Source organism: Bacteroides faecium, from assembly GCF_012113595.1.
In the GTDB taxonomy this organism is placed as follows: domain Bacteria; phylum Bacteroidota; class Bacteroidia; order Bacteroidales; family Bacteroidaceae; genus Bacteroides; species Bacteroides faecium.
Map to the genome: position 1 here is coordinate 6,313,720 of NZ_CP050831.1, position 23,334 is coordinate 6,337,053.

General features: G+C 44.0%; 17 protein-coding genes. 12 read left to right on the forward strand and 5 right to left on the reverse strand.

Annotated elements, in window-relative coordinates; translation table 11 throughout:
* Positions 1 to 24: 24 nt before the first annotated feature.
* The 12 genes from BacF7301_RS23920 (at position 25) to msrC (ending at position 17,316) form a co-directional block, all read left to right on the forward strand.
* A complete protein-coding gene (locus BacF7301_RS23920) occupies positions 25 to 2,073 on the forward strand; it encodes a sensor histidine kinase (protein ID WP_167966721.1) in 2,049 nt (682 codons plus the stop codon).
* A 106-nt stretch (positions 2,074 to 2,179) separates the two neighbouring features.
* Positions 2,180 to 2,860, forward strand: coding sequence for a hypothetical protein (locus tag BacF7301_RS23925; RefSeq protein ID WP_167966722.1), 681 nt, complete (start codon positions 2,180 to 2,182; stop codon positions 2,858 to 2,860).
* Positions 2,861 to 2,903: 43 nt separating this feature from the next.
* Positions 2,904 to 4,778, forward strand: coding sequence for an alpha-L-fucosidase (locus BacF7301_RS23930; protein ID WP_167966723.1), 1,875 nt, complete (start codon positions 2,904 to 2,906; stop codon positions 4,776 to 4,778).
* Between the two features lie 102 nt (positions 4,779 to 4,880).
* On the forward strand, positions 4,881 to 5,195 hold the full coding sequence (locus tag BacF7301_RS23935) for a nucleotidyltransferase domain-containing protein (protein ID WP_167966724.1): 315 nt from the start codon (positions 4,881 to 4,883) through the stop codon (positions 5,193 to 5,195).
* Positions 5,192 to 5,596, forward strand: coding sequence for a HEPN domain-containing protein (locus BacF7301_RS23940; protein ID WP_167966725.1), 405 nt, complete (start codon positions 5,192 to 5,194; stop codon positions 5,594 to 5,596). Before BacF7301_RS23935 ends, BacF7301_RS23940 begins: the two co-directional genes overlap by 4 nt.
* Positions 5,597 to 5,792: 196 nt before the next feature.
* Positions 5,793 to 6,665, forward strand: a complete 873-nt coding sequence (locus tag BacF7301_RS23945; protein ID WP_167966726.1) for an electron transfer flavoprotein subunit beta/FixA family protein — start codon at positions 5,793 to 5,795, stop codon at positions 6,663 to 6,665.
* A 2-nt stretch (positions 6,666 to 6,667) separates the two neighbouring features.
* A complete protein-coding gene (locus tag BacF7301_RS23950; RefSeq protein WP_167966727.1) occupies positions 6,668 to 7,687 on the forward strand; it encodes an electron transfer flavoprotein subunit alpha/FixB family protein in 1,020 nt (339 codons plus the stop codon).
* 7 nt (positions 7,688 to 7,694) lie between these two features.
* Complete coding sequence (locus BacF7301_RS23955; protein ID WP_167966728.1) at positions 7,695 to 9,401, forward strand: acyl-CoA dehydrogenase family protein; 1,707 nt, start codon at positions 7,695 to 7,697, stop codon at positions 9,399 to 9,401.
* Between the two features lie 153 nt (positions 9,402 to 9,554).
* The gene (locus BacF7301_RS23960) at positions 9,555 to 11,306 is read left to right on the forward strand and encodes a rhomboid family intramembrane serine protease (RefSeq protein ID WP_167966729.1); all 1,752 of its coding nucleotides are present in this window, start codon (positions 9,555 to 9,557) and stop codon (positions 11,304 to 11,306) included.
* A 7-nt stretch (positions 11,307 to 11,313) separates the two neighbouring features.
* Complete coding sequence (locus tag BacF7301_RS23965; RefSeq protein WP_167966730.1) at positions 11,314 to 11,733, forward strand: hypothetical protein; 420 nt, start codon at positions 11,314 to 11,316, stop codon at positions 11,731 to 11,733.
* A gap of 44 nt (positions 11,734 to 11,777) precedes the next feature.
* Positions 11,778 to 16,838 carry a DUF4132 domain-containing protein gene (locus BacF7301_RS23970; RefSeq protein WP_167966731.1) on the forward strand — a complete coding sequence of 1,687 codons (5,061 nt, stop codon included), beginning with the start codon at positions 11,778 to 11,780 and terminating at the stop codon, positions 16,836 to 16,838.
* Between the two features lie 7 nt (positions 16,839 to 16,845).
* On the forward strand, positions 16,846 to 17,316 hold the full coding sequence (msrC, locus tag BacF7301_RS23975) for a free L-methionine (R)-S-oxide reductase MsrC (RefSeq protein WP_167966732.1): 471 nt from the start codon (positions 16,846 to 16,848) through the stop codon (positions 17,314 to 17,316).
* Positions 17,317 to 17,428: 112 nt separating this feature from the next.
* On the opposite strand, the gene BacF7301_RS23980 is transcribed toward msrC, so the two are convergent.
* From BacF7301_RS23980 to BacF7301_RS24000, 5 genes are all read right to left on the reverse strand, one after another.
* On the reverse strand, positions 17,429 to 17,743 hold the full coding sequence (locus BacF7301_RS23980) for a chaperone modulator CbpM (RefSeq protein ID WP_167966733.1): 315 nt from the start codon (positions 17,741 to 17,743) through the stop codon (positions 17,429 to 17,431).
* A 14-nt stretch (positions 17,744 to 17,757) separates the two neighbouring features.
* Complete coding sequence (locus BacF7301_RS23985; RefSeq protein WP_167966734.1) at positions 17,758 to 18,717, reverse strand: DnaJ C-terminal domain-containing protein; 960 nt, start codon at positions 18,715 to 18,717, stop codon at positions 17,758 to 17,760.
* 138 nt (positions 18,718 to 18,855) lie between these two features.
* A complete protein-coding gene (locus tag BacF7301_RS23990) occupies positions 18,856 to 20,571 on the reverse strand; it encodes a phosphoethanolamine transferase family protein (RefSeq protein WP_167966735.1) in 1,716 nt (571 codons plus the stop codon).
* Complete coding sequence (locus BacF7301_RS23995) at positions 20,558 to 21,757, reverse strand: BamA/TamA family outer membrane protein (protein ID WP_369805663.1); 1,200 nt, start codon at positions 21,755 to 21,757, stop codon at positions 20,558 to 20,560. The genes BacF7301_RS23990 and BacF7301_RS23995 overlap by 14 nt, the downstream gene beginning before the upstream one ends.
* A gap of 487 nt (positions 21,758 to 22,244) precedes the next feature.
* Positions 22,245 to 23,243, reverse strand: coding sequence for a virulence RhuM family protein (locus BacF7301_RS24000; RefSeq protein WP_167966737.1), 999 nt, complete (start codon positions 23,241 to 23,243; stop codon positions 22,245 to 22,247).
* Between the last annotated feature and the right edge of the window lie 91 nt (positions 23,244 to 23,334).

Consider the following 23,334-nt stretch of genomic DNA (forward strand, 5'->3'; position numbering starts at 1 on the left):
ATACTTTTATAGACAAATACGCTTATGAACAACCCAAAAGCACAAATCAGCCTTATCTCCGGAATTTTACTAATGATTCCATACATTCTGTTTGCAACGGTAATCTCTACCCCTGCAGATAGTTTGCAGAACTTATTAAAAGACTGTCCGGATACCGGAAAGAGGGCTGTCATCTATGTACATCTGGCTGATATTTATGTCGATAGTATAAATATCGCTCCTGCATACTGGAACAAGGCACTCACCGAAGCGGTCAAGGCTAAAGATGAATATATTACGAAACTTGCTTTGGACGCACTCGTCAAAAGCTATGCCGCGAAGGATAAGGAAAAAGTAAAACAGTATATAGATATCGCCAAGCGTGTGCTTCCGGAAAGCCACAACACGCTATTCGTCAATTATCTGTATTGTTACAATATTTGGATGGAAATGAGAAAAAACAACTCATTGGAACTTATCGAACAGGAACTGAATGAACTGAAAGATGAAGAAGTGAAAGCAATGACAGTTGAGGAACAAATCCGGTGGGAATACCTCACAGGAGTATCGTTGGATTATTTATCTCTACTGACTCATGCATACCGCGAAATCGGCAAAGCTATACCTTATATAGAACGAGCACTGGACAAAGTTTCAAAATTCCCTATGAAAGACAGAATCCATTTTGAAATATTATGCCGTTACGAATTGTCGGACTTATACACGGCAACAGAGGATAAAAAGGCAGCAGATGAAATAAACAAAATGATTGAATTAAACAGAGAATGGAACAGTCTGAATACCTCTTTCGAGAGAAAGTTTCTTGACGAATCAGACTATTATATGAAGCAATATTCATTAATCATTTTTCTCGGAGACCTTATTGATAAAAAGGAAACCCAAAAGTATTATGAAAAATACATCGGAATAGCCCGAAAGAAAAACAAGATGAAAAGTACATACGAAACCAGGGCAAGATACTATAAAACGATTGGAGACTACCAAGCCTCCATCACCTACATCGATTCTACTATCCTTACGAAACAGTATGAACCGGAAGTCCTTATCCCGCTCTACACAGTAAAAGCAGGGCTCTACTATAAAATGAAAGATTATAAAAATGCATATCTGACTTTAAAAGAGGGCAATAGACTACAAACAAAAAACAAATCAACAAAGAGGGAACAGCAAATGGCGGAAATGCAGACACGCTTTGATGTCAGCAAACTGGAACTGGAGAAAATGAGCCTTGCCTATAAAAACAAACAAATAGCGCTCATCGCTTCCTGTATTTTATTAATAGGACTAATTGCGTGGAGTATCTACCAACGCTATATGGTAAAACGACTGAAAAAGATGCATCGGAAATTGATGGTCGCCAATGAAGAGGTCAAAAGACAAAGCGAGAAAGCTACCGAAAGCGAAAAAATGAAAACCGCTTTTCTTAATTCCATCTGCCATGAAATACGGACTCCATTGAATTCTATAGCCGGATTTTCCGAACTAATCACGGATGATTCTCTGGATACTGCGACTCGTGTAGAATTCAAAGAATTAATACTAAACAATTCCACCGCATTGCTTTCTATGGTGAACAATATACTGGAACTATCCGAACTTGTCAGTTCTTACGAACCATTACCGGTTGAACCCACAGACGTATACGGACTTTGTGTAGAAGAAATGGAAATACTGAAAGACAGGATATTGAATCCTGACATATTATGTATCACCGAAGCAGATAAGAAAGAAATAATCATACCGACAAACGCTTTTTACCTCTCTCGAGTAATCGGTAATTTATTGGGTAATGCTGCCAAATTCACAGAGAAAGGGACAATTACATTAACCTGTCGAATTGACGAAGAACAGGGAGTATTGATTATTTCCATAACCGACACGGGAATAGGCATACCGACCGACAAGCAAGAGTGGGTATTCGAACGGTTTACCAAAGTAGATGATTTCAAACCCGGCACAGGACTTGGGCTTTATATTTGCCGTATCATCATCCAGCGTCTCAGCGGCAGTATAAGTATTGATTCCTGTTACACTAAAGGCTGCAAGGTATCGGTATGCCTGCCAATAAAGTAGTGGTTCATCGTACCTGCTATTCCTGTAGAATATAATTGGTTTTGTTACGATTCATACATTTTTTCCGTATATTTGTCATCCGTTAATGGAAAGAACAACCGATAAAATGAAGAAACAAATCGTATTTATTGCAATCCTATTTTGCACAGCCTTTGCACAGGCACAAGAAGTTTTTGTAAATGCGGACTTTGTCAGCAGCTATATCTGGCGTGGTATAGACAGCGGAAATGCAAGTGTGCAACCCTCACTCGGGCTCAACTGGAAAGGATTGACCGTTTATGCATGGGGCTCTACCGAATTTCGTGAAAAGAATAATGAAATAGACCTTTCATTGGAATATGCCTATAAAAACCTGACTCTTTACGCCAACAACTATTTTACCCAAACTGAAGACGAGCCTTTCAAATATTTCAATTACAACTCACACTCCACCGGACATACTTTTGAAGTAGGAGCCGGATATATGCTCAGCGAGAAATTCCCGTTATCAGTAAGCTGGTACACTACATTTGCCGGAAATGACTACCGGGAAAACGGGAAACGCGCCTGGTCGAGCTATTGCGAACTGAGCTATCCGTTCAGTGTGAAAGAGGTAGATTTAAGTATCGAAGCAGGATTTACCCCTTGGGAGAGCTTCTACTCCGACAAATTCAATGTAGTGAACGTCGGACTATCCGCAACGAAAGAAATCAAAATAACATCCGGTTTCTCTTTGCCTATATTCGGAAAACTGATAGCCAATCCTTACGAGGAACAGGTCTATTTTGTATTCGGAATCACACTCTAACAAATTCATTTATCTATTTAATAATTTATTAATTATCACCCCCATGAAAAAACACTCTCTTATTTTCTGCGCAGGAGTTCTTCTACTAAGTGCCTGCCAACCGGCAAAAGCACCGGAAGCTATCTTGCCTATCCCCGAAGCTAAACAGGTAGAATGGCAAAAGATGGAAACCTACGCTTTTGTACACTTCGGACTTAACACATTCAACGACCGCGAATGGGGATACGGAGATTCCGACCCTAAAACATTCAACCCCACCGGACTGGATTGCGAACAATGGGTACAAACCTTTGTAAAATCCGGAATGAAAGGAGTGATCCTGACAGCCAAGCATCACGATGGTTTTTGCCTTTGGCCTACCCAACTGACTGAGTACTGCATTCGAAACACTCCGTATAAAGACGGAAAAGGTGACATCGTCCGTGAGTTATCGGATGCCTGCAAAAAGTATGGCATTAAATTCGCTGTTTACCTGTCTCCGTGGGACAGGCATCAAGCCAATTATGGTTCTCCCGAATACGTAGACTACTTCTATAAACAACTCAATGAACTACTGACCAACTACGGTGACGTTTTTGAAATCTGGTTCGACGGCGCTAATGGCGGTGACGGCTGGTATGGCGGTGCAAAAGATAGCCGTACTATCGACCGCAAAACTTATTATGATTATCCGAGAGCCTATAAGATGATTGACGAGTTGCAACCACAAGCTGTAATCTTCTCCGATGGTGGCCCGGGTTGTCGCTGGGTAGGCAATGAGAAAGGATTTGCCGGAGCTACCAACTGGTCTTTCCTTCGTGCCGGAGAGGTCTATCCGGGTTATCCTAACTATCGTGAATTGCAATACGGTCATGCCGACGGCAACCAATGGGTAGCTGCCGAGTGTGACGTTTCTATCCGCCCAGGATGGTTCTATCACCCCGAAGAAGACGACCGTGTAAAAACTGTGGACGACCTGACCGACTTGTATTACCGCAGCGTAGGACACAACGCAACATTATTACTGAACTTCCCCGTTGACCGTGATGGACTGATTCATCCGACAGACTCTGCCAACGCCGTTAATTTCCACAAGAATGTACAAAAACAACTGGCAAATAACCTATTGGCTGGTCTTTCTCCTAAAGCATCGGACGAACGAGGTTCTGCTTTCTCTGCAAAAGCTGTTACAGACAATGATTACGATACCTATTGGGCTACTAACGACGAAGTAACCTCTGCCACTATCGAATTCGACTTGCCTCAACCGGAGAAAATCAACCGTATGATGTTGCAGGAATACATTCCTCTCGGACAGCGTGTCAAATCATTCGTAGTAGAATATAATCAGGAAGGTGAATGGCTTCCCGTGAAACTCAATGAAGAAACAACAACCGTTGGTTACAAACGTCTTCTCCGTTTCGAAACAATCACAGCCGATAAGATTCGTATCCGTTTCACGGATTCACGTGCTTGTCTCTGTATCAATAATATTGAAGCGTTTTATGCAGGAGAGACTTCTGATATATACACCGCAAAAGCGGAAGAACTGAAGAGTTTCCCGTTTACTCTTAACGGAGTAGACGCAGCAGAAGCACAAAAATGCATGGATAAGAACGACCAAACGGCCTGTTTCATCAATGGGAATGCAGTATTGATTGACTTGGGAGAAGAACGTACGATTACTTCATTCCATTACCTTCCCGACCAAAGCGAATATAATAAAGGTGTAATCGCCGCCTATGAAATATCTGTCGGAACGGATAGCAATGCAATCAATCAGGTAGTAGCGAAAGACGAATTTTCTAATATAAAGAATAATCCGATTCTGCAATCGGTCTACTTTACCCCAGTCAAAGCCCGTTATATTCAGTTGAAGGCAACACGGATGATACATGATGGAGAACCGATGGGATTAGCTGAAATCGGCATACAATAAAATAAGTAACTGCCATTTAACACTTAAAGAGAATAAATAGCTGTATCTCTTGACTTCTCGAATAATTTATATAACTTTGTTCGTAAATAAAAAGCAATAAATATGAAGCGTCCACAAATTGTAGAACGAATACGCAAGGCATTAACACAGGTGGCACCGGAAGCGCAAGCCATTTTGTATGGTAGTGAGGCACGTGGAGATGCACGTCCCGATAGCGATATTGATTTATTGATATTGGTTGACGGAAATAAATTGACCATCAAAGAAGAAGACCGTATCATCACTCCGCTCTACGATATAGAAATAGAAACGGGAGTGCAAATAAATGCACGTGTCTTGCTGAAAAAGATTTGGGAAAACCGTCCTTTCCAGACACCTTTTGGTATGAATGTAATGAAAGAGGGAATCGTGCTATGAAAGAACAATTAAACCGGGAAAATATTGAGGCACTGTCAGCTTACCGTTTTCTACGTGCTAAAGAAACGCTAAAAGAAATACCCTATCTAAAACAACAGGGATATTATAATACAGCTGTCAACCGTCTTTATTATGCCTGTTATTATGCAGCAGTCGCTCTGCTTATTAAACACGAGATAAATCCCGGTACCCATGCAGGTGTCAAACAGATGATAGGATTACATTTCGTCGCTACCGGTCGTCTTTCACGTGAATTGGGACGTTGTTTCTCCTTACTTTTCGAACGTCGGCATAGTAGTGATTATGATGATTTTGCCTATTCAAGCGAAGAAGAAATAGACGAATTGATGCCTAAAGCAACTGATTTTATTGGAGCCATCGAAGTTCTGCTGAAGGAATAATAAGAACCCCATAAAGAAGTTCTTCATTTGCTCAAAATCCTTAAAGTTGTGCATTTTTTACTCGGATTTCTTGTCAGAACCAAGTGTTTGAGTAATTTTGCACGCTGATAGTTAACCGGATAGTTTGGATAGCAAGAGATTACTACTTGACTACTGGCTGCTAACTTGTAGAAATACTAATACTAAAATTTATAGCATGAGTTTGAAAATTGTTGTATTGGCAAAACAAGTTCCTGACACACGTAATGTTGGGAAAGATGCCATGAAAGCCGACGGAACGATTAACCGCGCGGCACTTCCCGCCATCTTCAACCCCGAAGACCTGAATGCTCTTGAGCAAGCGCTTCGATTGAAAGATGCTCATCCAGGCTCTACCGTAACCATCCTGACAATGGGACCGGGACGGGCAGCCGACATTATTCGTGAAGGACTTTTCCGTGGTGCAGATAACGGTTACTTGCTGACCGACCGTGCTTTCGCTGGTGCAGATACACTGGCTACTTCTTACGCACTGGCTACTGCCATCCGCAAAATCGGTGACTGTGACATTATTATCGGTGGTCGTCAGGCTATCGACGGTGATACCGCACAGGTAGGTCCTCAGGTAGCAGAGAAGCTGGGATTGACGCAAATCACATACGCAGAAGAAATTCTGGAAGTGGGTAAAGACAAGATTAAGGTAAAACGTCACATCGACGGTGGTGTTGAAACAGTAGAAGGTCCGTTGCCTATCGTGATTACCGTAAACGGTTCTGCAGCTCCCTGTCGTCCGCGCAACGCGAAACTGGTTCAGAAATACAAACACGCCAAGACTGTCACTGAAAAGCAGCAAGGTAATCTTGATTACACCGACCTGTATGACAAGCGCGACTATCTGAATCTGGCAGAATGGAGTGTATCCGACGTAAACGGCGACCTTGCACAGTGCGGTCTGTCCGGTTCACCGACAAAAGTGAAAGCCATCCAGAACATCGTGTTCCAGGCTAAAGAGAACAAAACCATCAGCGGCAGTGACCGTGACGTGGAAGAACTGATTGTTGAACTGTTAGCTAACCACACCATCGGATAATCATGAATAACTTATTTGTATATTGCGAAATAGAAGAAGGTAACGTTTTGGACGTTAGCCTCGAACTTCTGACCAAAGGTCGTTCGTTAGCCAACCAGTTGAACTGTCAGCTCGAAGCTGTGGTTGCCGGAAGCGACCTCAAAGAGATTGAAAAACAAATCCTTCCTTACGGAGTAGACAAACTTCACGTTTTCGACGGCGAAGGACTCTATCCTTATACTTCACTTCCTCACACTGCTATCCTTGTGAACCTCTTCAAAGAAGAGCAACCGCAAATCTGCCTGATGGGTGCTACCGTTATCGGTCGTGACCTCGGCCCGCGTGTTTCTTCTGCTTTGACCAGCGGACTGACTGCCGACTGTACTTCACTTGAAATCGGTGACCACGAAGACAAAAAAGAAGGTAAGACTTACAAGAACCTGTTGTATCAGATTCGTCCGGCATTCGGCGGTAACATCGTAGCTACAATTGTGAATCCGGAACACCGTCCGCAGATGGCAACCGTTCGCGAAGGCGTAATGAAGAAAGAAATCCTCTCTCCTACTTATCAGGGAGAAGTGATTCGTCACGACGTGAAGAAATATGTAGCCGATACGGACTATGTAGTGAAAGTAATCGAACGTCACGTAGAACAAGCGAAGAACAACTTGAAGGGCTCTCCAATTATCATCTCCGGTGGTTACGGTGTAGGTTCAAAAGAGAACTTCGACCTATTGTTCGACCTCGCTAAAGAACTTCACGCAGAAGTAGGTGCCAGCCGTGCTGCTGTCGATGCGGGTTTCGCCGCTCACGACCGTCAAATCGGCCAGACAGGCGTAACGGTTCGTCCGAAACTCTATATCGCTTGCGGTATCTCCGGACAAATCCAGCATATCGCCGGTATGCAGGAAAGTGGTATCATCATCTCCATCAATAACGACCCGGATGCTCCGATCAATGCGATTGCCGATTACGTAATCAACGGAAGTATCGAAGAAGTTGTGCCGAAGATGATTAAGTATTATAAACAAAATAGCAAGTAAGGAAAAGATGGCTAATTATTATACAGACATACCGGAACTCAAGTTTCACTTGAACAATCCGATGATGAAACGTATTTGCGAACTCAAAGAACGCAATTACAGAGATAAAGATGAATTCGACTATGCTCCGCTGGACTTTGAAGACGCTGTAGACTCTTACGACAAAGTGTTGGAGATTACAGGAGAAATCACAGGAGAAATCATCGCCGCCAACGCAGAAGGCGTGGACGAAGAAGGTCCTCACTGTGCCAACGGGCGTGTAGAATACGCTTCAGGAACCAAACAGAACCTGGACGCTATGGTAAAAGCCGGCTTGAATGGTATGACTATGCCACGTAAATTCGGCGGTCTGAACTTTCCGATTACTCCGTACACCATGTGCGCGGAAATCGTGGCTGCCGCCGACGCAGGTTTCGGAAACATCTGGTCTTTACAGGACTGTATCGAAACTCTGTACGAGTTCGGAACAACCGACCAGCACAGCCGTTTCATCCCTCGTGTATGCCAGGGCGAAACGATGTCTATGGACTTGACTGAACCGGATGCAGGTTCCGATCTTCAAGCAGTGATGCTGAAAGCGACTTACAGCGAAAAAGACGGCTGCTGGTTGCTAAACGGTGTGAAACGTTTCATTACGAACGGTGATGCTGATATTCACCTCGTGTTGGCTCGTTCTGAAGAAGGAACAAGAGACGGCCGCGGTCTGTCTATGTTTATTTATGACAAAAAGCAAGGTGGCGTAGATGTACGTCGTATCGAACACAAGCTCGGTATCCACGGCTCTCCAACTTGCGAATTGGTATATAAGAACGCCAAAGCCGAACTTTGCGGTGACCGCAAACTCGGTTTGATTAAATACGTTATGGCTTTGATGAACGGTGCCCGTCTGGGTATTGCCGCACAATCCGTAGGTTTGAGCCAGGCTGCTTACAATGAAGGATTGGCTTATGCCAAAGACCGCAAGCAATTCGGCAAAGCGATTATTGATTTCCCGGCAGTATACGACATGCTCGCTATCATGAAAGGGAAGTTGGATGCCGGACGTGCATTGCTGTATCAAACAGCCCGCTACGTAGACATCTACAAAGCGCTGGATGACATTTCCCGCGAGCGCAAGCTGACTCCCGAAGAACGTCAGGAGCAGAAGAGATATGCCAAACTGGCCGACAGTCTCACTCCGCTAGCCAAGGGTATGAACTCTGAATATGCCAATCAGAACGCCTATGACTGTATTCAGATTCATGGCGGTTCGGGCTTCATGATGGAATACGCTTGTCAACGCATCTATCGCGACGCACGTATCACCAGCATCTACGAAGGAACCACCCAGTTGCAGACCGTAGCGGCTATCCGTTACGTGACGAATGGTTCTTACCTCGCTACTATCCGCGAGTACGAAGCAATTCCTTGCTCACCGGAAATGGAACCGTTGATGTCTCGTCTGAAGAAGATGGCTGATAAATTCGAAGCAAGCACGAACGCTGTGAAAGAGGCACAAGATCAGGAATTGCTGGACTTCGTTGCCCGCAGACTGATGGAAATGTCCGCTACCATCATCATGTGTCACCTGTTGATTCAAGATGCCAGCAAATCTTCAGAGCTGTTCTCCAAATCTGCACATGTATATTTGAATTATGCAGAGGCAGAGGTAGAAAAGCATACAAATTTCATCGAAAACTTCGATAAAGAAGACTTGGCTTTCTACAAAAAGTAACAGATTAAGTACCAATAATAAAAAAAGCATCCCTTCTCACGAAGAGGATGCTTTTTTATTTGTCATATTCTGTCATTTTTCATTATTATTCTATACATTTGTCAGGGAGATAAGTAAATTTTTTAATCAGTAACCAAAGATAGAGAAAGAAATATGGCACTCAAACCTTCATATGACGACAAACTACATTTATCAGGATTATCAAATACGGAAATTCTTATATTAGCTCTCGAGGCTTCTCAAAAACTTGAATGGAACATTGAGGAACTAACTCCGGAAGGCATCCGGTTCGAAGTCCCGCTCAATTGGTACTCCCATGGAGAAGAAATAACTTTCACTTTAGAAAAGGAAAGTGACGGAGAAGTATCTGTCCGCAGCCAATCTCGTTCCGTACAATTTGTAGATTACGGCAAGAACAGAAAGAATTTCCAAAAGCTACAGAAGACAATGGAAGAAGTAAGAGCCGCCCTTCCCCCGGAAAAACTGACCCAGAAAGCAAACGAGCTGGAAGAAGAGTTCAACCGCCCGCTCACAGAAGAAGAAAAAGCATATATAGAAGAGGAAAAGAAAAAAGGTTCTCTCTTGTCTTTCTTTATTCCACGCAAAGGATTTATAGCAACGCCTATCCTGATAGACATCAACATTCTGGTATTTATCCTGATGGTCGCTTCGGGAGTGGGAATCTTAGAACCCAGCACATTGGCGCTGTTAAAATGGGGAGCCGACTTCGGCCCGCTGACCCTTACAGGTGACTGGTGGCGTACGGTGACCTGCAACTTCATTCACATCGGTGGTTTCCATCTTGCGATGAACATATATGCCTTCATGTTTGTCGGTCTTTTCCTGGAACAACTGATAGGAAGCCGCCGGATGTTCGCTTCTTATCTCCTGACCGGGCTATGTTCGGCCGTATTCAGCTTATATATGCATCCCGAGACAATCAGCGCCGGAGCTTCCGGGGCAATCTTCGGACTCTACGGTATATTCCTCGCCTTCCTCTTATTCCACGGCATTGCCAAAGAACAACGAAAAGCATTACTAACCAGTATCCTTATTTTTGTCGGCTATAATTTGGTTTATGGGATGAAAGAAGGAATTGACAATGCAGCACATATCGGCGGATTATTAAGCGGCTTCTTACTGGGAATTGTTTATGTATTCAGCTATAAGTTCGAAAAAGCCGATGCGCAGCGAACCGTATCCATCATTGGAGAACTTGGCATATTCTGTATTTTCCTGTTCAGTTTCATTATGCTTTGCAAGAATGTCTCGCCCCTGTATCAAGAGATACGTCAAGAGTGGGACAGCGGAATCGTAGAAGCCTATCTTAATGGAGAACTGGAAGAAGAAGAAAACAAGGATGATTCGGCTATGAGTGTTTCCGATGATTCTTCCGGCAGGCAGCTTCCTTCATATGTTCCCGTCGGCAATAACGATACATGGCTTTCTTACTACGATACAGAAACCAATTTCAGTTGCCAGTATCCTACCAACTGGACAAAAATAACAGGAGTAGAAGGCTTGACTCCCATCTCGCATCCCCCATTGCTCAGACTTGCCAACGGAGCCAACCAACTATCCGTTACGGCTATTACCTATGACACACAGAAAGAATTTGAACATACAAAAAAATTATTGCTCACTCTCCCGCGAAATGCACAGGGACAACCATCGGAAGACTATAAGCAGAGCAATGTTAATATCAACGGGCTATCCATGACAAGGACTACCAATCCTTTGCATATTGGTGCTCCCGACGAACAGGGAGAAGATATACAACAAATTGTATTAAACTATTTTCAAGAAAGTAATAAAAGAATCTTTAGTATTGTCATGCTCGTTTATGACGAAGAAGCGGAACCCGATTTAGAAGCCATCGCATCAAGTATTCAGATAACCAAATAAAGAGAATATGAGAGTATATATCCAAGTCAAACAATTAGGAAAGCGGAAGTGCGGCATTGAAAATATGCCTGTCGATTTTCCTGCTCCACCTGCCCATGTACAGGAGTTGATAGAAGCCATCGTCAGTTGGCAAGTCAGTGAATACAACGAACGCTTGCAACAAAGCGAAGTGCTGAAATACCTCACCCGGGAAGAAGTGGAAGATAAAGCTGCTTCCGGCAAGGTAGGCTTCGGGGTAAATTACAACGGCAAGCCCGCTGCAGAAGCCGAAGCTATCGCCAATGCCCTGCAATCCTACGAAGACGGAATTTTCCGTATCTTCATCGACGACGCGGAAGCAGGAGATTTATCCTCTCCTATCCTAATGAAAGAAGAATCTACACTGACTTTTATCCGGCTAGCCATGCTGTCAGGAAGATTGTGGTAATTCATATCCCATAAAAGAAAACACTTAAAAAAACAAATAGAATCATGAGACTCATTTATAATGAAGCATTAAATAAACGGATACTTCCGTACTTGGAGAAATTAACCAAGAAAAAAAGTAGTTTAGACAAAGAAACTAGCGTCTTGTTTGATATATTTATGCTATACTTTAATATGGATACCCGGTATGGCACATATAGCGACAAGCTCGAACCTTGCATTATAAGTATTATCAAGGAAGAGAAAATCAAGAGCGTAGCCAATCTTTTCGACGGAAAGCTGGACAAACTGCTCCACTATTTACTGGGAGATGAATATGCACATCTGTTCCACACTTATCTGAAGCTCAAAGCGCATTGCCCATACACACAAGGATATTCAAGACGGTCACAACGCGCCGTCAATCCTTATCTGCACTTCTCCCATGTGATAGACGCGCTGACGCAATTCCTAAAACTTCGCGCTACCGGCTTCACAGACCAAGTCATACTGAACGGTGGAAATACGCCGGAAGAAATAGAAGCCTACAAGGACAGCATGAACTGCCAGAACTGGATGGCAGCCCAAATAGCAGAAGGCAACCAAACCGTTATTGACTACCTGTACAACGTACTGACCAGTGAAAATAACGCCAACCGCCTTAATCAGGGACATCTTCAGGCTATCGCAGTGAGCGGACACCGCCCATTGCTGGAACTGGAAGGGAAATTACTTTTGGCGGCCAAATTACAGGAAGGACTCCGACAGGCTATCGTGGAAACAATGGACGAAGGATGTCCCGAAAGTTATTTATATCTGCTCTCGGTGATTTACGACAACGGCCTGCAACGCTTTGCTTCCGTGAAACGGGGCATCGCAGTCAGCACGGGAATCGGAGAGCAGGACAGCAGCGAACGCGTCAACAATAAATATATAGAACTAATCCTGAAATTCCTGAAGAATCAGGACGAGGCACGCAAAGCCCTTCAAAGCAAAGATACCATCGAGCTTTATCTGGCTTTATGGAGCATTGGGTTTTATAATACAAACGATATTCAGGCACTTGCATCGGACATCATCAGGAACGGAACCAAACATCAAGTGCAGACATACCTTTATTTCCTGCGTTGTACGCAACACTCCGCCATGAGTTATTGCATCAGCAAGGATGCCTTTGAGAAGTGGCACAGTGACCCGTCGGTCGTGGCAGCTATTCTCCCACTCTATCTCTCTGATTTTTATCTTAGCCGGTATGGTGGACGTGAAGACCCGAAACTCACCGATTACTTTGAGAACAGGGAAGAAGCCGTACGCCACTATGAATATTTGAAGCAAATCTATCAGTCTATCTCAACCAAGGAAACCTATGCTCCTTATATATTCCCGTGGGAAAGCGCGCAGCTCACCCAGTCGGAAGTGGTTATGAAAATGGCATATATCATTTGGATGCTGAATGATTCTGCCATGAAAGATGACCTTTGCAGTTATCTGGTATCCCTCGATTCCTATATGCGGGCAAGCTATATCGGTATCGTACTGAATCCGCCCACCAGTCCGCTGCAAGAAGAATATATACTGCAATCACTGGGCGACCGTTCTCTGGATGTACGCAACGAGTCTTACAAAGTATTGTCTGAAATGGCCTTATCGCCCGAACAGAATCAGAAAGTGGAAGAGTTGCTTCGTTTCAAATATAGCGAGATGCGTATCAACGCTATCAACCTGCTGATGAAACAGCCGAAAGAAGAACTGGCCGGCAGCATCCGACGACTGATTACAGACAAAGTGGCCGAACGCCGCCTGGCGGGATTGGATATGATGAAGACAATTCATAATGTAGAATTTATGCAAGACATCTATCAGGAACTTCTTCCTGCCATCAGGGAAATTCAGAAACCGAACGCTAAAGAAAAGGTGCTGATAGAATCTTTGATTGGTGACGGAACGGAGAAGAAAGCCACGCAGCACTACACCAAAGAAAACGGTTTCGGTCTGTACAGTCCTGATTTCGAAGTAAGCCTGCCGGAAATTGCGCCGGACAAAGGATTCAATGTCAAGAAAGCATTCGAGTTTATCGGTTTTGGAAGAGCCAAACTCACTTTCGAAAGATTGAGTAAATACATCGCCGCACACAAAAACGACGAATTTAAAAACGACTACGGGGAAGCACGCCTGGTGGGTAACAGCGTACTGATGAAATGGAGCAACTACGGTGGACTGAGTGCCCTTGGGCTCCCGGAGCTCTGGATGGATTTCTACGAACGTGAAATCGGAAGTTACGAGAAATTAATGATGATGAGTTTCATGCTTGCATCGACAGGCGTTGCCCAGGATAATGACGACTACGACGAGGAAGATGAAGAAGACAGAAAAGCCGATATAAAATCAGCCAACAGTTTTGAACCGCTTGTCAACAAGATGTATGCGGGTTTCACCTACCGCGGATTGCAGAAGGTAGTCCGGAAGTTGCCTTACTATGAACAAATGGAAGATATTATCGACGCGCTGACGTCTGAATACAGAGACGAAACGGTTTACCAACGAATGGCTGCCAATATGTTGCTCCAACTGACACCCTTACTCGATACAAAGAATATCTTCCGCCAATATACGAGCAAACACGCATGGCTCAGAGACAAACTGGAATACGGAGAAAAGCTCATTGTTTATCCGATACACAACAATAAGTTTGTCCAGTTCTGGCTTGACACACCCTGCAGGCCGATAGACGACGCCTTGTTTACCCGCTACTTCACCGTGCGCTATCAGCTCTACAAGCTCACCAACTATATGGAGCATACACCCGAACTGGAAGAAACCGATTCCTATCTGCAATGCGTGGACTTTGCCCGTGCCTGGATGCTGGGATTGATTCCGACAGAAGAAGTATATCGTGAACTGATAGCCCGTGTCAATTCTCCCGAACAAATCAAGAATATCACTCTGGTATTGAACGAGAACCGTCGTTTCAACGAAAGAGACAGGGAGTGGATGACCTATATCAAGGACTTCAACTTCTCTCTCTTCCGGCCACTGCTGCAAAAGGTAGTCGACCGTATCCTGGACATAGAACTGTCACGTGGAGATTCCGAAACGCAGGTTACCCGCCTGGCCGAAGAATTGACTTGTGTCTATGGTGCCGAAACATTTATCCGTATCCTGCAAGCATTCGGCAAAGATACGTTCATACGCGACAGTTATAATTGGCGGAACACGAAACGGGGAGTATTGAGCAGCCTGCTCCATGCTTGCTATCCGTTGCCGGCAGACACAAGCGCCCATCTCAAGAAACTGGCGAAACAAGCCGGAATCAGTGACGAGCGACTGGTGGAAGCCGCCATGTTCGCTCCCCAATGGATAGAACTTACCGAACAAGCGACAGGATGGAAAGGACTGACAAGCGCAGCTTACTACTTCCACGCCCATACCAACGAGACTTGCGACGACAAGAAGAAAGCAATTATCGCCCGCTATACTCCGATTGACGTAGAAGACCTTCGGGATGGTGCTTTCGACATCGGCTGGTTCAAAGATGCTTTCAAGACGATTGGCAAACAACGCTTTGAAGTAGTCTACAATGCTGCCAAGTATATTTCATGCAGCAACAGCCACACCCGCGCCCGCAAATTTGCGGACGCCACTAACGGCGCAGTGAAAGCGGAGGATATAAAGAAGGAAATATCAGCCAAGCGCAACAAAGATTTATTAATGAGCTACGGCCTCATCCCACTAGGAAAGAAAGCGGATAAAGAGCTGTTGGAACGTTACCAATTCCTGCAAAAGTTCCTGAAAGAAAGCAAGGACTTCGGCGCACAAAGGCAGGAAAGCGAAAAGAAGGCAGTGGGCATCGCTCTGCAAAACTTAGCCCTCAACTCCGGTTACGGTGATGTCACCCGCCTGACCTGGAGTATGGAAACCGAATTGATTAAAGAACTGCTACCCTACCTCTCTCCGAAAGAAATAGAAGATGTAGAAGCGTATGTGCACATCAATGATGAAGGCAAGGCGGAAATCAAACAAATCAAAGCCGGGAAAGAGCTCAACAGCATGCCTGCCAAGTTGAAAAAGCATCCATATGTAGAAGAACTGAAAGCGGTACACAAGAAGCTGAAAGACCAGTACACCCGCTCCCGCGTCATGCTGGAACAGGCTATGGAAGACTGCATCCGTTTTGAAGAAAACGAGCTTTGCAAGTTGATGCAGAACCCTGTTATCTGGCCGTTATTGAGACATCTTGTCTTTATCTGTAACGGACAAGCAGGTTTTTATACCGACGGATTACTGGTGACGGCAAATGCCGTTTGTCTCCCGTTGAAGTCGAAAGACGAATTACGTATCGCCCATCCTACCGACCTGTACGCAAGCGGTGACTGGCATACGTATCAGAAATTCCTGTTTGATAAAGCCATACGCCAACCTTTCAAACAGGTGTTCCGCGAGCTTTATGTGCCTACTTCGGAAGAGGAAAACGCCACACAATCCCGCCGCTATGCCGGAAATCAGATTCAACCGCAGAAAACTGTCGCCGTACTGAAAGGACGCCGGTGGGTGGCCGATTATGAAGACGGACTTCAGAAGATATATTATAAAGAGAATATCATCGCTACCATCTACGCCATGGCGGACTGGTTCTCTCCTGCCGACATCGAAGCTCCGATTTTGGAATATGTCTGCTTCCACAACCGCAGGGACTACAAACTGATGAATATCTCGGAAATTCCGCCCGTTATTTTCTCTGAAGTAATGAGGGATGTGGACTTGGCGGTCAGTATAGCCCATGCCGGCAGCGTCGACCCGGAAACCAGTCACTCTACTATCGAAATGCGCAGCACGTTAGTGGAACTGACGATGCCTTTATTCCATCTCAACAACGTGAAGGTAAAAGGTAACTTTGCCCATATAGAAGGCAAACTGGGTAAATACAACATCCACCTGGGCAGTGGTGTGATTCATCAGGAAGGCGGTGCACAGATTGCTGTTCTTCCGGTACATTCGCAAAGCCGCGGACGCCTGTTCCTGCCTTTTGTAGATGAAGACCCGAAAACGGCCGAGATATTGACTAAGATTATCTTCTTTGCGGAAGACAATAAGATAAAAGACCCGAGTATCCTGAATCAAATCAAATAAGAACGATATGGCAGAAAATTTATTAATCAATACAGGAAGCAAAGAGGAGAAATATCGCGATCTACTTCCGCAACTACATGCTTTAGTAAGCACGGAAACGGATTTCATTGCCAATCTAGCCAATGTTGCGGCAGCCCTGAAGCAGACTTTCGGTTTCTTTTGGGCAGGCTTTTATATTGTAAAAGGAGATGAACTTGTATTAGGTCCTTTCCAGGGGCCTATTGCCTGTACACGTATCCGAATCGGCAGGGGAGTTTGCGGAACGGCCTGGAAAGAAGCCCGTACACTGATTGTTCCTGATGTAGAGCAATTTCCCGGACACATCGCATGCAGTTCGGATTCAAAATCGGAAATAGTAGTGCCGATGATAAAGCAGGGAGAAGTTATCGGGGTATTGGATATAGACAGTGATACACTGGATAGTTTCGATACGGTTGACGCACGCTATCTGGAAGAAATTTGCACGTACATCGGATAATTTTATTCGTGCCACTATCATACAAAAAAACAGAGGCTCTGATTGGGTGAAACAGAGCCTCTGTTTTATATAAATAGAGGCTCTATTTGCACCAAACAGAGCCTTCGTTTTTTTACCAGTCAATTTCTTCTATTTCCCGTTGCCGGTACAGTAAAAGCTGGTTGCGTAGCGAACTCATTTCACGCCGCATATCTTCCATTCTTTCCAGCAAATGATGGATGGCATCAATACCTTCCATGTTGATAGACAAGTCGTAATACATTCTGCTATAACGTTCTACGCTCGGAAGTTCCGACAAAAGCAGATAATGTTCACCGCCTTCGGTATGTACGTTAATCAAACCGCCTTCTTCCAACAGTTCTATGAATGAAGGCTCGATATGACATTTGTGACAGTATTCACTGACAATAATTAATTCGGTCTGCATAGTACTCATTCTTTTTAGTTCATACTCTGTAACTCGCGGAACAACTCTTTCTGTCTGTCCGTCAAGTTCGTAGGAATCTTGACAGAATAGGTCACAATCAAGTCACCGAATTGTCCTTCCTTCTTATAAACCGGGAATCCTTTTCCTTTCAGACGGACTTTCGTACCGTTCTGTGTTTCCGGTTTTATCTTCAGTTTCACCTTACCGTCCAACGTGTCGACCAGCTTCTCACCACCCAATACGGCTGTGTAAAGGTCTACTTCCACATCTACGTACAAATCGTCACCCAGGCGCTTGAATACGGGGTCTTCGGGTATGACGAAAGTGATATACAGGTCGCCCGCAGGACCGCCGTTGATACCTTCGGCTCCGTAACCTTTCAGTTTAATCACTTGTCCGTTGGCTACACCGGCAGGAATAGTGATACGCACTTGTTTACCATTAACGGTCAATACCTGTTTATGTGTCTGGGCAGCATCACGAAGAGACAGGTGAAGTTCGGCATTAAAGTCTTGTCCGCGGAATCCCGCAGAACCTTGTCCCCGTCCCCCCCGATGTCCACCGAACATCGATTCGAAGAAATCGGAGAAACCGCCGGCATTACCGCCGGAGAAGCCTTCGCCGTCGGAACTGTACCAATATCCACCGTTACCGTCAGAGAAACCTTGTCCACCGCCACCGAAACCGCCCGCACCACCAAAGCCACCGGCTTGTTGCTGCGCCCGTTTCTGTGCTTCGAATTCATCGGCATGCTTCCAATGTTCTCCGTACTCATCATACTTTTTACGTTTCTCAGGGTCACTCAGTACCTCATTGGCTTCGTTGATTTCCTGAAATTTATCCTTTGCACTCGGGTCATTGGGATTCAGGTCAGGATGATATTTCCGGGCCAACTTACGAAAAGCCTTTTTGATATCGTCCTGAGAAGCACTTTTGTCTACTCCAAGAATCTTGTAATAATCTATATAGGCCATGTTTTATGAATTTAATCGTTCATACATCATACGGCAAATAACACGCCAATCCTGCTTTTGGGTTCAAATTTTAGCAAGTATTAAGTATTAGATATTAGCCGTAGCTTCCGGCAAGTTTCCGTCCACATGGCATAATACTTAATACTTCTCTTTATACTTAATCTCCTTCTGCTCCAGCATTCGGAAATCCGGTTTCTTCATGCCCAAATCATCCAGCGGACGGGGTTCGTTATGGTCATTCAAATAAGCTCTCGGCTTCATTTGATAAAGCGAAGTTGCCACTGATTGCGAATCATCCCGATAAGGAGTTTCTATACCACCCAAATCTAGCATGGTCGGAAAGAAGGAACTACTGGAAGAAACATCCTTCTCTTTATTATCTATTGCCGCTTGCCAATGTTCGGGATGAGTTTCCCGGTAACTGTCAGACATCCAAATGAGAAACGGTACATGAAGCTGATAATAAGAAGGCACAGGCGAAGCATGAAGGAACAAATGACGGGAATCGTCGAAAATATCCTCGCCGTGGTCGGAAGTATAAATCATGGCAGCGTCTACCTGTTGCTTTTCCAGCATACGGATGATTCTTGACAGGAAGCCATCCGTGTAACGGATAGAATTATCATAAGCGTTCACCAGATTATCGCGGTATTTCCGTTCCGCATCAACCGGATAATCCGGTGTGAAGAAAGTGTTTTCCAATGGATATCGTTCGCGATAATTAAAGTGGGAACCGTAGGTATGAAGTACGATAAATTGCTTCGTTGCCCCTTTCGCCAGTTCTTGTTCCACTAGTTTCAAGAGTTCGTCATCAGATGGGTTATAGCTGAAATCAATAGAATCTTCTTTTATAAAATCATACGTATCGGCTTCCTTTCCGAAGAAATCGATAAACGAATGGTTGTAACGCTGATTGGAGAAGAAGGCAGTCTTGAAACCAGCTTCTTTAAAGGCGGTGATGATTCCTTTTTGATGGTAAATAGAGTCGTAGTTGCAGGCATTGACGTCCGACATCAACATAGGTACACTTTTGTGTGTCGTATTCGATTCCGTCAGTACCTTCGGAAAAGCAATCAATCCTGTTTGCTTGGACAGTAATGGATTCGTCTCGCGTTCATAACCATATAATTGCCAGTTCAGGGCACGGGACGTCTCCCCTATTACCATCACATACACTTCCCGTTCCTCTTTCGGATGGGTGGCTTTGGCATGGAAGGTAAAGTCTTTTGAGGTTTGATGATAATTCTGCGTTAAAGCAGTCCGTTGAAAGGCAAGACCTACATTATAACAGACATTCAGCGGATATAAATCCGACTTCAGTTCATATCCCGAATCTTGTAAATATGCTCCGGCAAGGCTGAGAAGGGAGATTCCAAAGACTATGAGAGCCCTTTTCCGTTCTCTGCGGATGAACTCTGCCGAGAGTTTGCGCTTGCGAATCATTGAAATCATTCCCAATATCAATGCAGGGACATAAAGTATGATTACGGCAATAATGGCAGGAGTCAGGTTATCAAGCAGTTCGAGTGCTTCACTCGAATTGGTAGTCACCAGATTCAGGAACATATCAACAGCGATGATGGACTGTCCGAACAAGTAAAGCAGTACGATTTGGAAAGCCCCGAAGAAGAGGAACAGGAACAAAATCCAAAGCATCTTACCGCAATTTCTCGACAGGGTCATCAACAGGTAATAGCAGCCAAAAGGCAACAATACATTCGTTACTTTTGCCATCACCGGTAGCGGCTCCGTAAAACAGAGGACGATGTTAGGCACTATCAGGATAAACAGAAACAGATAAAACAAGTGTTCCTGATTTTCCAACCAATTCTTTATATTCTTAAAAAGCTTCATTGATATTAAAAATAAATCCGGTCTGGTGTTTACCAAAACCTAAGTCCAAACGTACATTTACTCTCTTTTTAAACTCCCAGCGGTAACCGAAACCGTAATTGGGTAGAATATGCTTCGGGGTAAATTCGGAAAATTTCGGGAAGATTGTTCCCGCCCCTGCCCATACAGCTACTCCATTCCGCTTCCAAACGTGTTGCCGGAGTTCTATTTGCGCATCCATCGCACACTTATCACGATAACGACCTTCGTAGTATCCACGCATCGAATATGAGTTTCCCAGGGTTGCCATCAGTCCCCAGGGGGTATCTCCGTAGGTCAATAGTGTGTGGAATTGTCCTGCCAGCACCCCGCCTTTCCACACGGTGTGATAGTAGCTGGTAGTCAGTTCGGTGCTGCTGAACGCATATTTATTGCCGAGGAAAGCCGGACTGAACCGTTGGTCCAGTCGCAGATAATATCCCCGATAAGCATTTGTCAGGAAGTCACGTGAGTCGTAGAGAAGGGAAAGTCCGAGACTTGTATTGGTAGTCCGCGCCGCCATTCCTTCCCATAATTCCGGCTTTTCAAAGTCCCGTCCGTCGATGTAGTCGAATACAGCCATCGGGCCGATATAGAAATTCTTCGCCATACGGAACATGAAGTCTACCTTCACTTGTGCCTGAAAACGTTTATAATCGCTTTCGTTATTGGAGTTTGCTCCGTTATCATACCCTCTGCCCCAATAAAGACTGGGGAAAGAATAAAAATAAAGATTATAGTTCAAGCGGTATTTATCTTGTGGAAACAGATGATTTCCACGGACTCCCAATAAATAGAAGCCAACCGTAGAGACATCTCCGTAGAGGGATATGTTGGAAGGGGGAAGAATCGTATCATTATAATCGGTGCGGTATAAACCCGCCGCCACCAGTCCGAGTCCGAACTTGGTATCACTGGAATAGTGAGGACCACCTATCACACTGAAATCAAACTTTTTATTCTTTTTTTCCTTATTGGCGTCATTGAAGTAATCAAGAAACTTCTTGAAGAAGCTGCGCTTTGCCGCAACAGTATCTTCGGCAACCACTGATACTGAATCACCAGGCAATTCAATTTCGGTAGAATGCGTCTGCGCTCCAAGTGAACTTTGTGTCAGTAGTAATAGCGCGAATATTATTAGCCTGTTCTGTCTAGTATTCATTGTAATAAGAAGTAAAAAAACTTTCGGGACAAAGTTAGTTTCTAACTTCTTATTACAACAGCATTTTAGAAGCTTTTGTTGACCTATTTTTCCTTTTTAACGTTTCAAAAGTCCGATTTCTCTTCTGTTTATATAGTACTCGGAGTATAAAATATTCATTATCGTGCAGAAATGAACTATTTCACCACAGAGGACACCGAGGACACAGAGTTCTAATTCAGAGATAATCATAACCTCTGCGTCCTCGGTGTCCTCTGTGGTGAAAAGAATCAAAACGGTATGGAAACGAAGTAGTCAAAGTTAACAGTAGGAGACAAATTAGTGCAGTTCACTACTAATCATTGTCAGATTGCGGAACATTGTTACTAAGGGACGAGGTATCGTCTGACTTTTTATTGATTGAAGCTGATTTATAATGTTTACTATTAGACCATTTTTTAATTAAAGACAAAACACAAGCACTCAATAACCAAAGTTATTGAGTGCAAAATGCTTAATTATCGTTCTTTTTTCCAAAATTCTCAATCGTTTTAATTGAAAATAAATAGTCTCGTTCAACGTCACTAATAGTGCGCTGTTTGTATTTTCGGTATTCTACTGTAGCGTGTTCCATGGCTTCTTCGTGAGATACATTGCCGGCACCTTGTAATAACTGCTCACCTGACATCGTTAGAATCCTGTCCAAATACGCAGCCCAGTCGTTCATTGTCATTACCTGTTCACGTTCGGCTTGACGCTCAGCAAAGTCCAAGTATCCTGATACAAGTTGTCCCATAGCACGAAGTTCCTTTTCATTCAAGTAGTTCTTTGCCGTTTTTGCTTCAATCAAAGATGGATGGTTCCCTTTAAAGGTCAGCAATCCCATAAAATCTTTTTCAGCATCAGCACGCTCCAGGATTAATTCAGCAGCAGTATGACCGTGAATAGCATAGTGTATTTTGTTTTGTACTTTCTTGAAAAACTCTTGCGATACATGTGCCCGTGGGTCATAATCTATACTTGTCGCATATATCTCAAGTATTTGGCGATATAGGACTTTTTCAGTAGAACGAATATCTCTAATACGCTCCAACAGTTCTTTCCAATAACTACCACCGCCCAGTTTTTTTAATCGTTCATCATCAAGAGTAAAACCTTTTACAATATACTCCTTCAATCGTTCGGTTGCCCATTGGCGAAATCTTGTGGCAATAATAGAACGGATACGATAACCTAAAGCAATAATCATATCAAGATTGTAGTGTTCCACTTCACGTTCCACACTACGCAAACCTTCCATTTGAACTATTCGGAATTTCCGAACAGTTGCCTCTTTGGTCAGTTCTTCTTCCTCAAAAATATGCTTAATATGCTCACTTACATTTGATTTACTCGTTTGGTACAGTTCGCACATCTGAGCCTGTGTAAGCCACAGTGTCTCCTCTTCAAGTTTTACATCAATCTTTGTTTTGCCATCATTAGCGGTGTATATTATTACTTTATTTTCTTCCATTTTACCAATCATTTTTTTTATTCTATCATTCAAGTTCCCTCTTAAAAGTATTTGCCTATATTTATTTCGCTCTTTATATGAGAGGCATATA

Bases quoted from the DNA above. Each gene is read 5' to 3' on its own strand.
- BacF7301_RS23920 (WP_167966721.1), top strand. From the start codon at position 25: ATGAACAACCCAAAAGCACAAATCAGCCTTATCTCCGGAATTTTACTA.
- BacF7301_RS23945 (WP_167966726.1), top strand. From the start codon at position 5,793: ATGAGTTTGAAAATTGTTGTATTGGCAAAACAAGTTCCTGACACACGT.
- BacF7301_RS24000 (WP_167966737.1), bottom strand. From the start codon at position 23,243: ATGGAAGAAAATAAAGTAATAATATACACCGCTAATGATGGCAAAACA.
- BacF7301_RS23965 (WP_167966730.1), top strand. From the start codon at position 11,314: ATGAGAGTATATATCCAAGTCAAACAATTAGGAAAGCGGAAGTGCGGC.
- msrC (WP_167966732.1), top strand. From the start codon at position 16,846: ATGGCAGAAAATTTATTAATCAATACAGGAAGCAAAGAGGAGAAATAT.
- BacF7301_RS23985 (WP_167966734.1), bottom strand. From the start codon at position 18,717: ATGGCCTATATAGATTATTACAAGATTCTTGGAGTAGACAAAAGTGCT.
- BacF7301_RS23925 (WP_167966722.1), top strand. From the start codon at position 2,180: ATGAAGAAACAAATCGTATTTATTGCAATCCTATTTTGCACAGCCTTT.
- BacF7301_RS23930 (WP_167966723.1), top strand. From the start codon at position 2,904: ATGAAAAAACACTCTCTTATTTTCTGCGCAGGAGTTCTTCTACTAAGT.
- BacF7301_RS23950 (WP_167966727.1), top strand. From the start codon at position 6,668: ATGAATAACTTATTTGTATATTGCGAAATAGAAGAAGGTAACGTTTTG.
- BacF7301_RS23940 (WP_167966725.1), top strand. From the start codon at position 5,192: ATGAAAGAACAATTAAACCGGGAAAATATTGAGGCACTGTCAGCTTAC.
- BacF7301_RS23955 (WP_167966728.1), top strand. From the start codon at position 7,695: ATGGCTAATTATTATACAGACATACCGGAACTCAAGTTTCACTTGAAC.
- BacF7301_RS23980 (WP_167966733.1), bottom strand. From the start codon at position 17,743: ATGCAGACCGAATTAATTATTGTCAGTGAATACTGTCACAAATGTCAT.
- BacF7301_RS23990 (WP_167966735.1), bottom strand. From the start codon at position 20,571: ATGAAGCTTTTTAAGAATATAAAGAATTGGTTGGAAAATCAGGAACAC.
- BacF7301_RS23970 (WP_167966731.1), top strand. From the start codon at position 11,778: ATGAGACTCATTTATAATGAAGCATTAAATAAACGGATACTTCCGTAC.
- BacF7301_RS23960 (WP_167966729.1), top strand. From the start codon at position 9,555: ATGGCACTCAAACCTTCATATGACGACAAACTACATTTATCAGGATTA.
- BacF7301_RS23935 (WP_167966724.1), top strand. From the start codon at position 4,881: ATGAAGCGTCCACAAATTGTAGAACGAATACGCAAGGCATTAACACAG.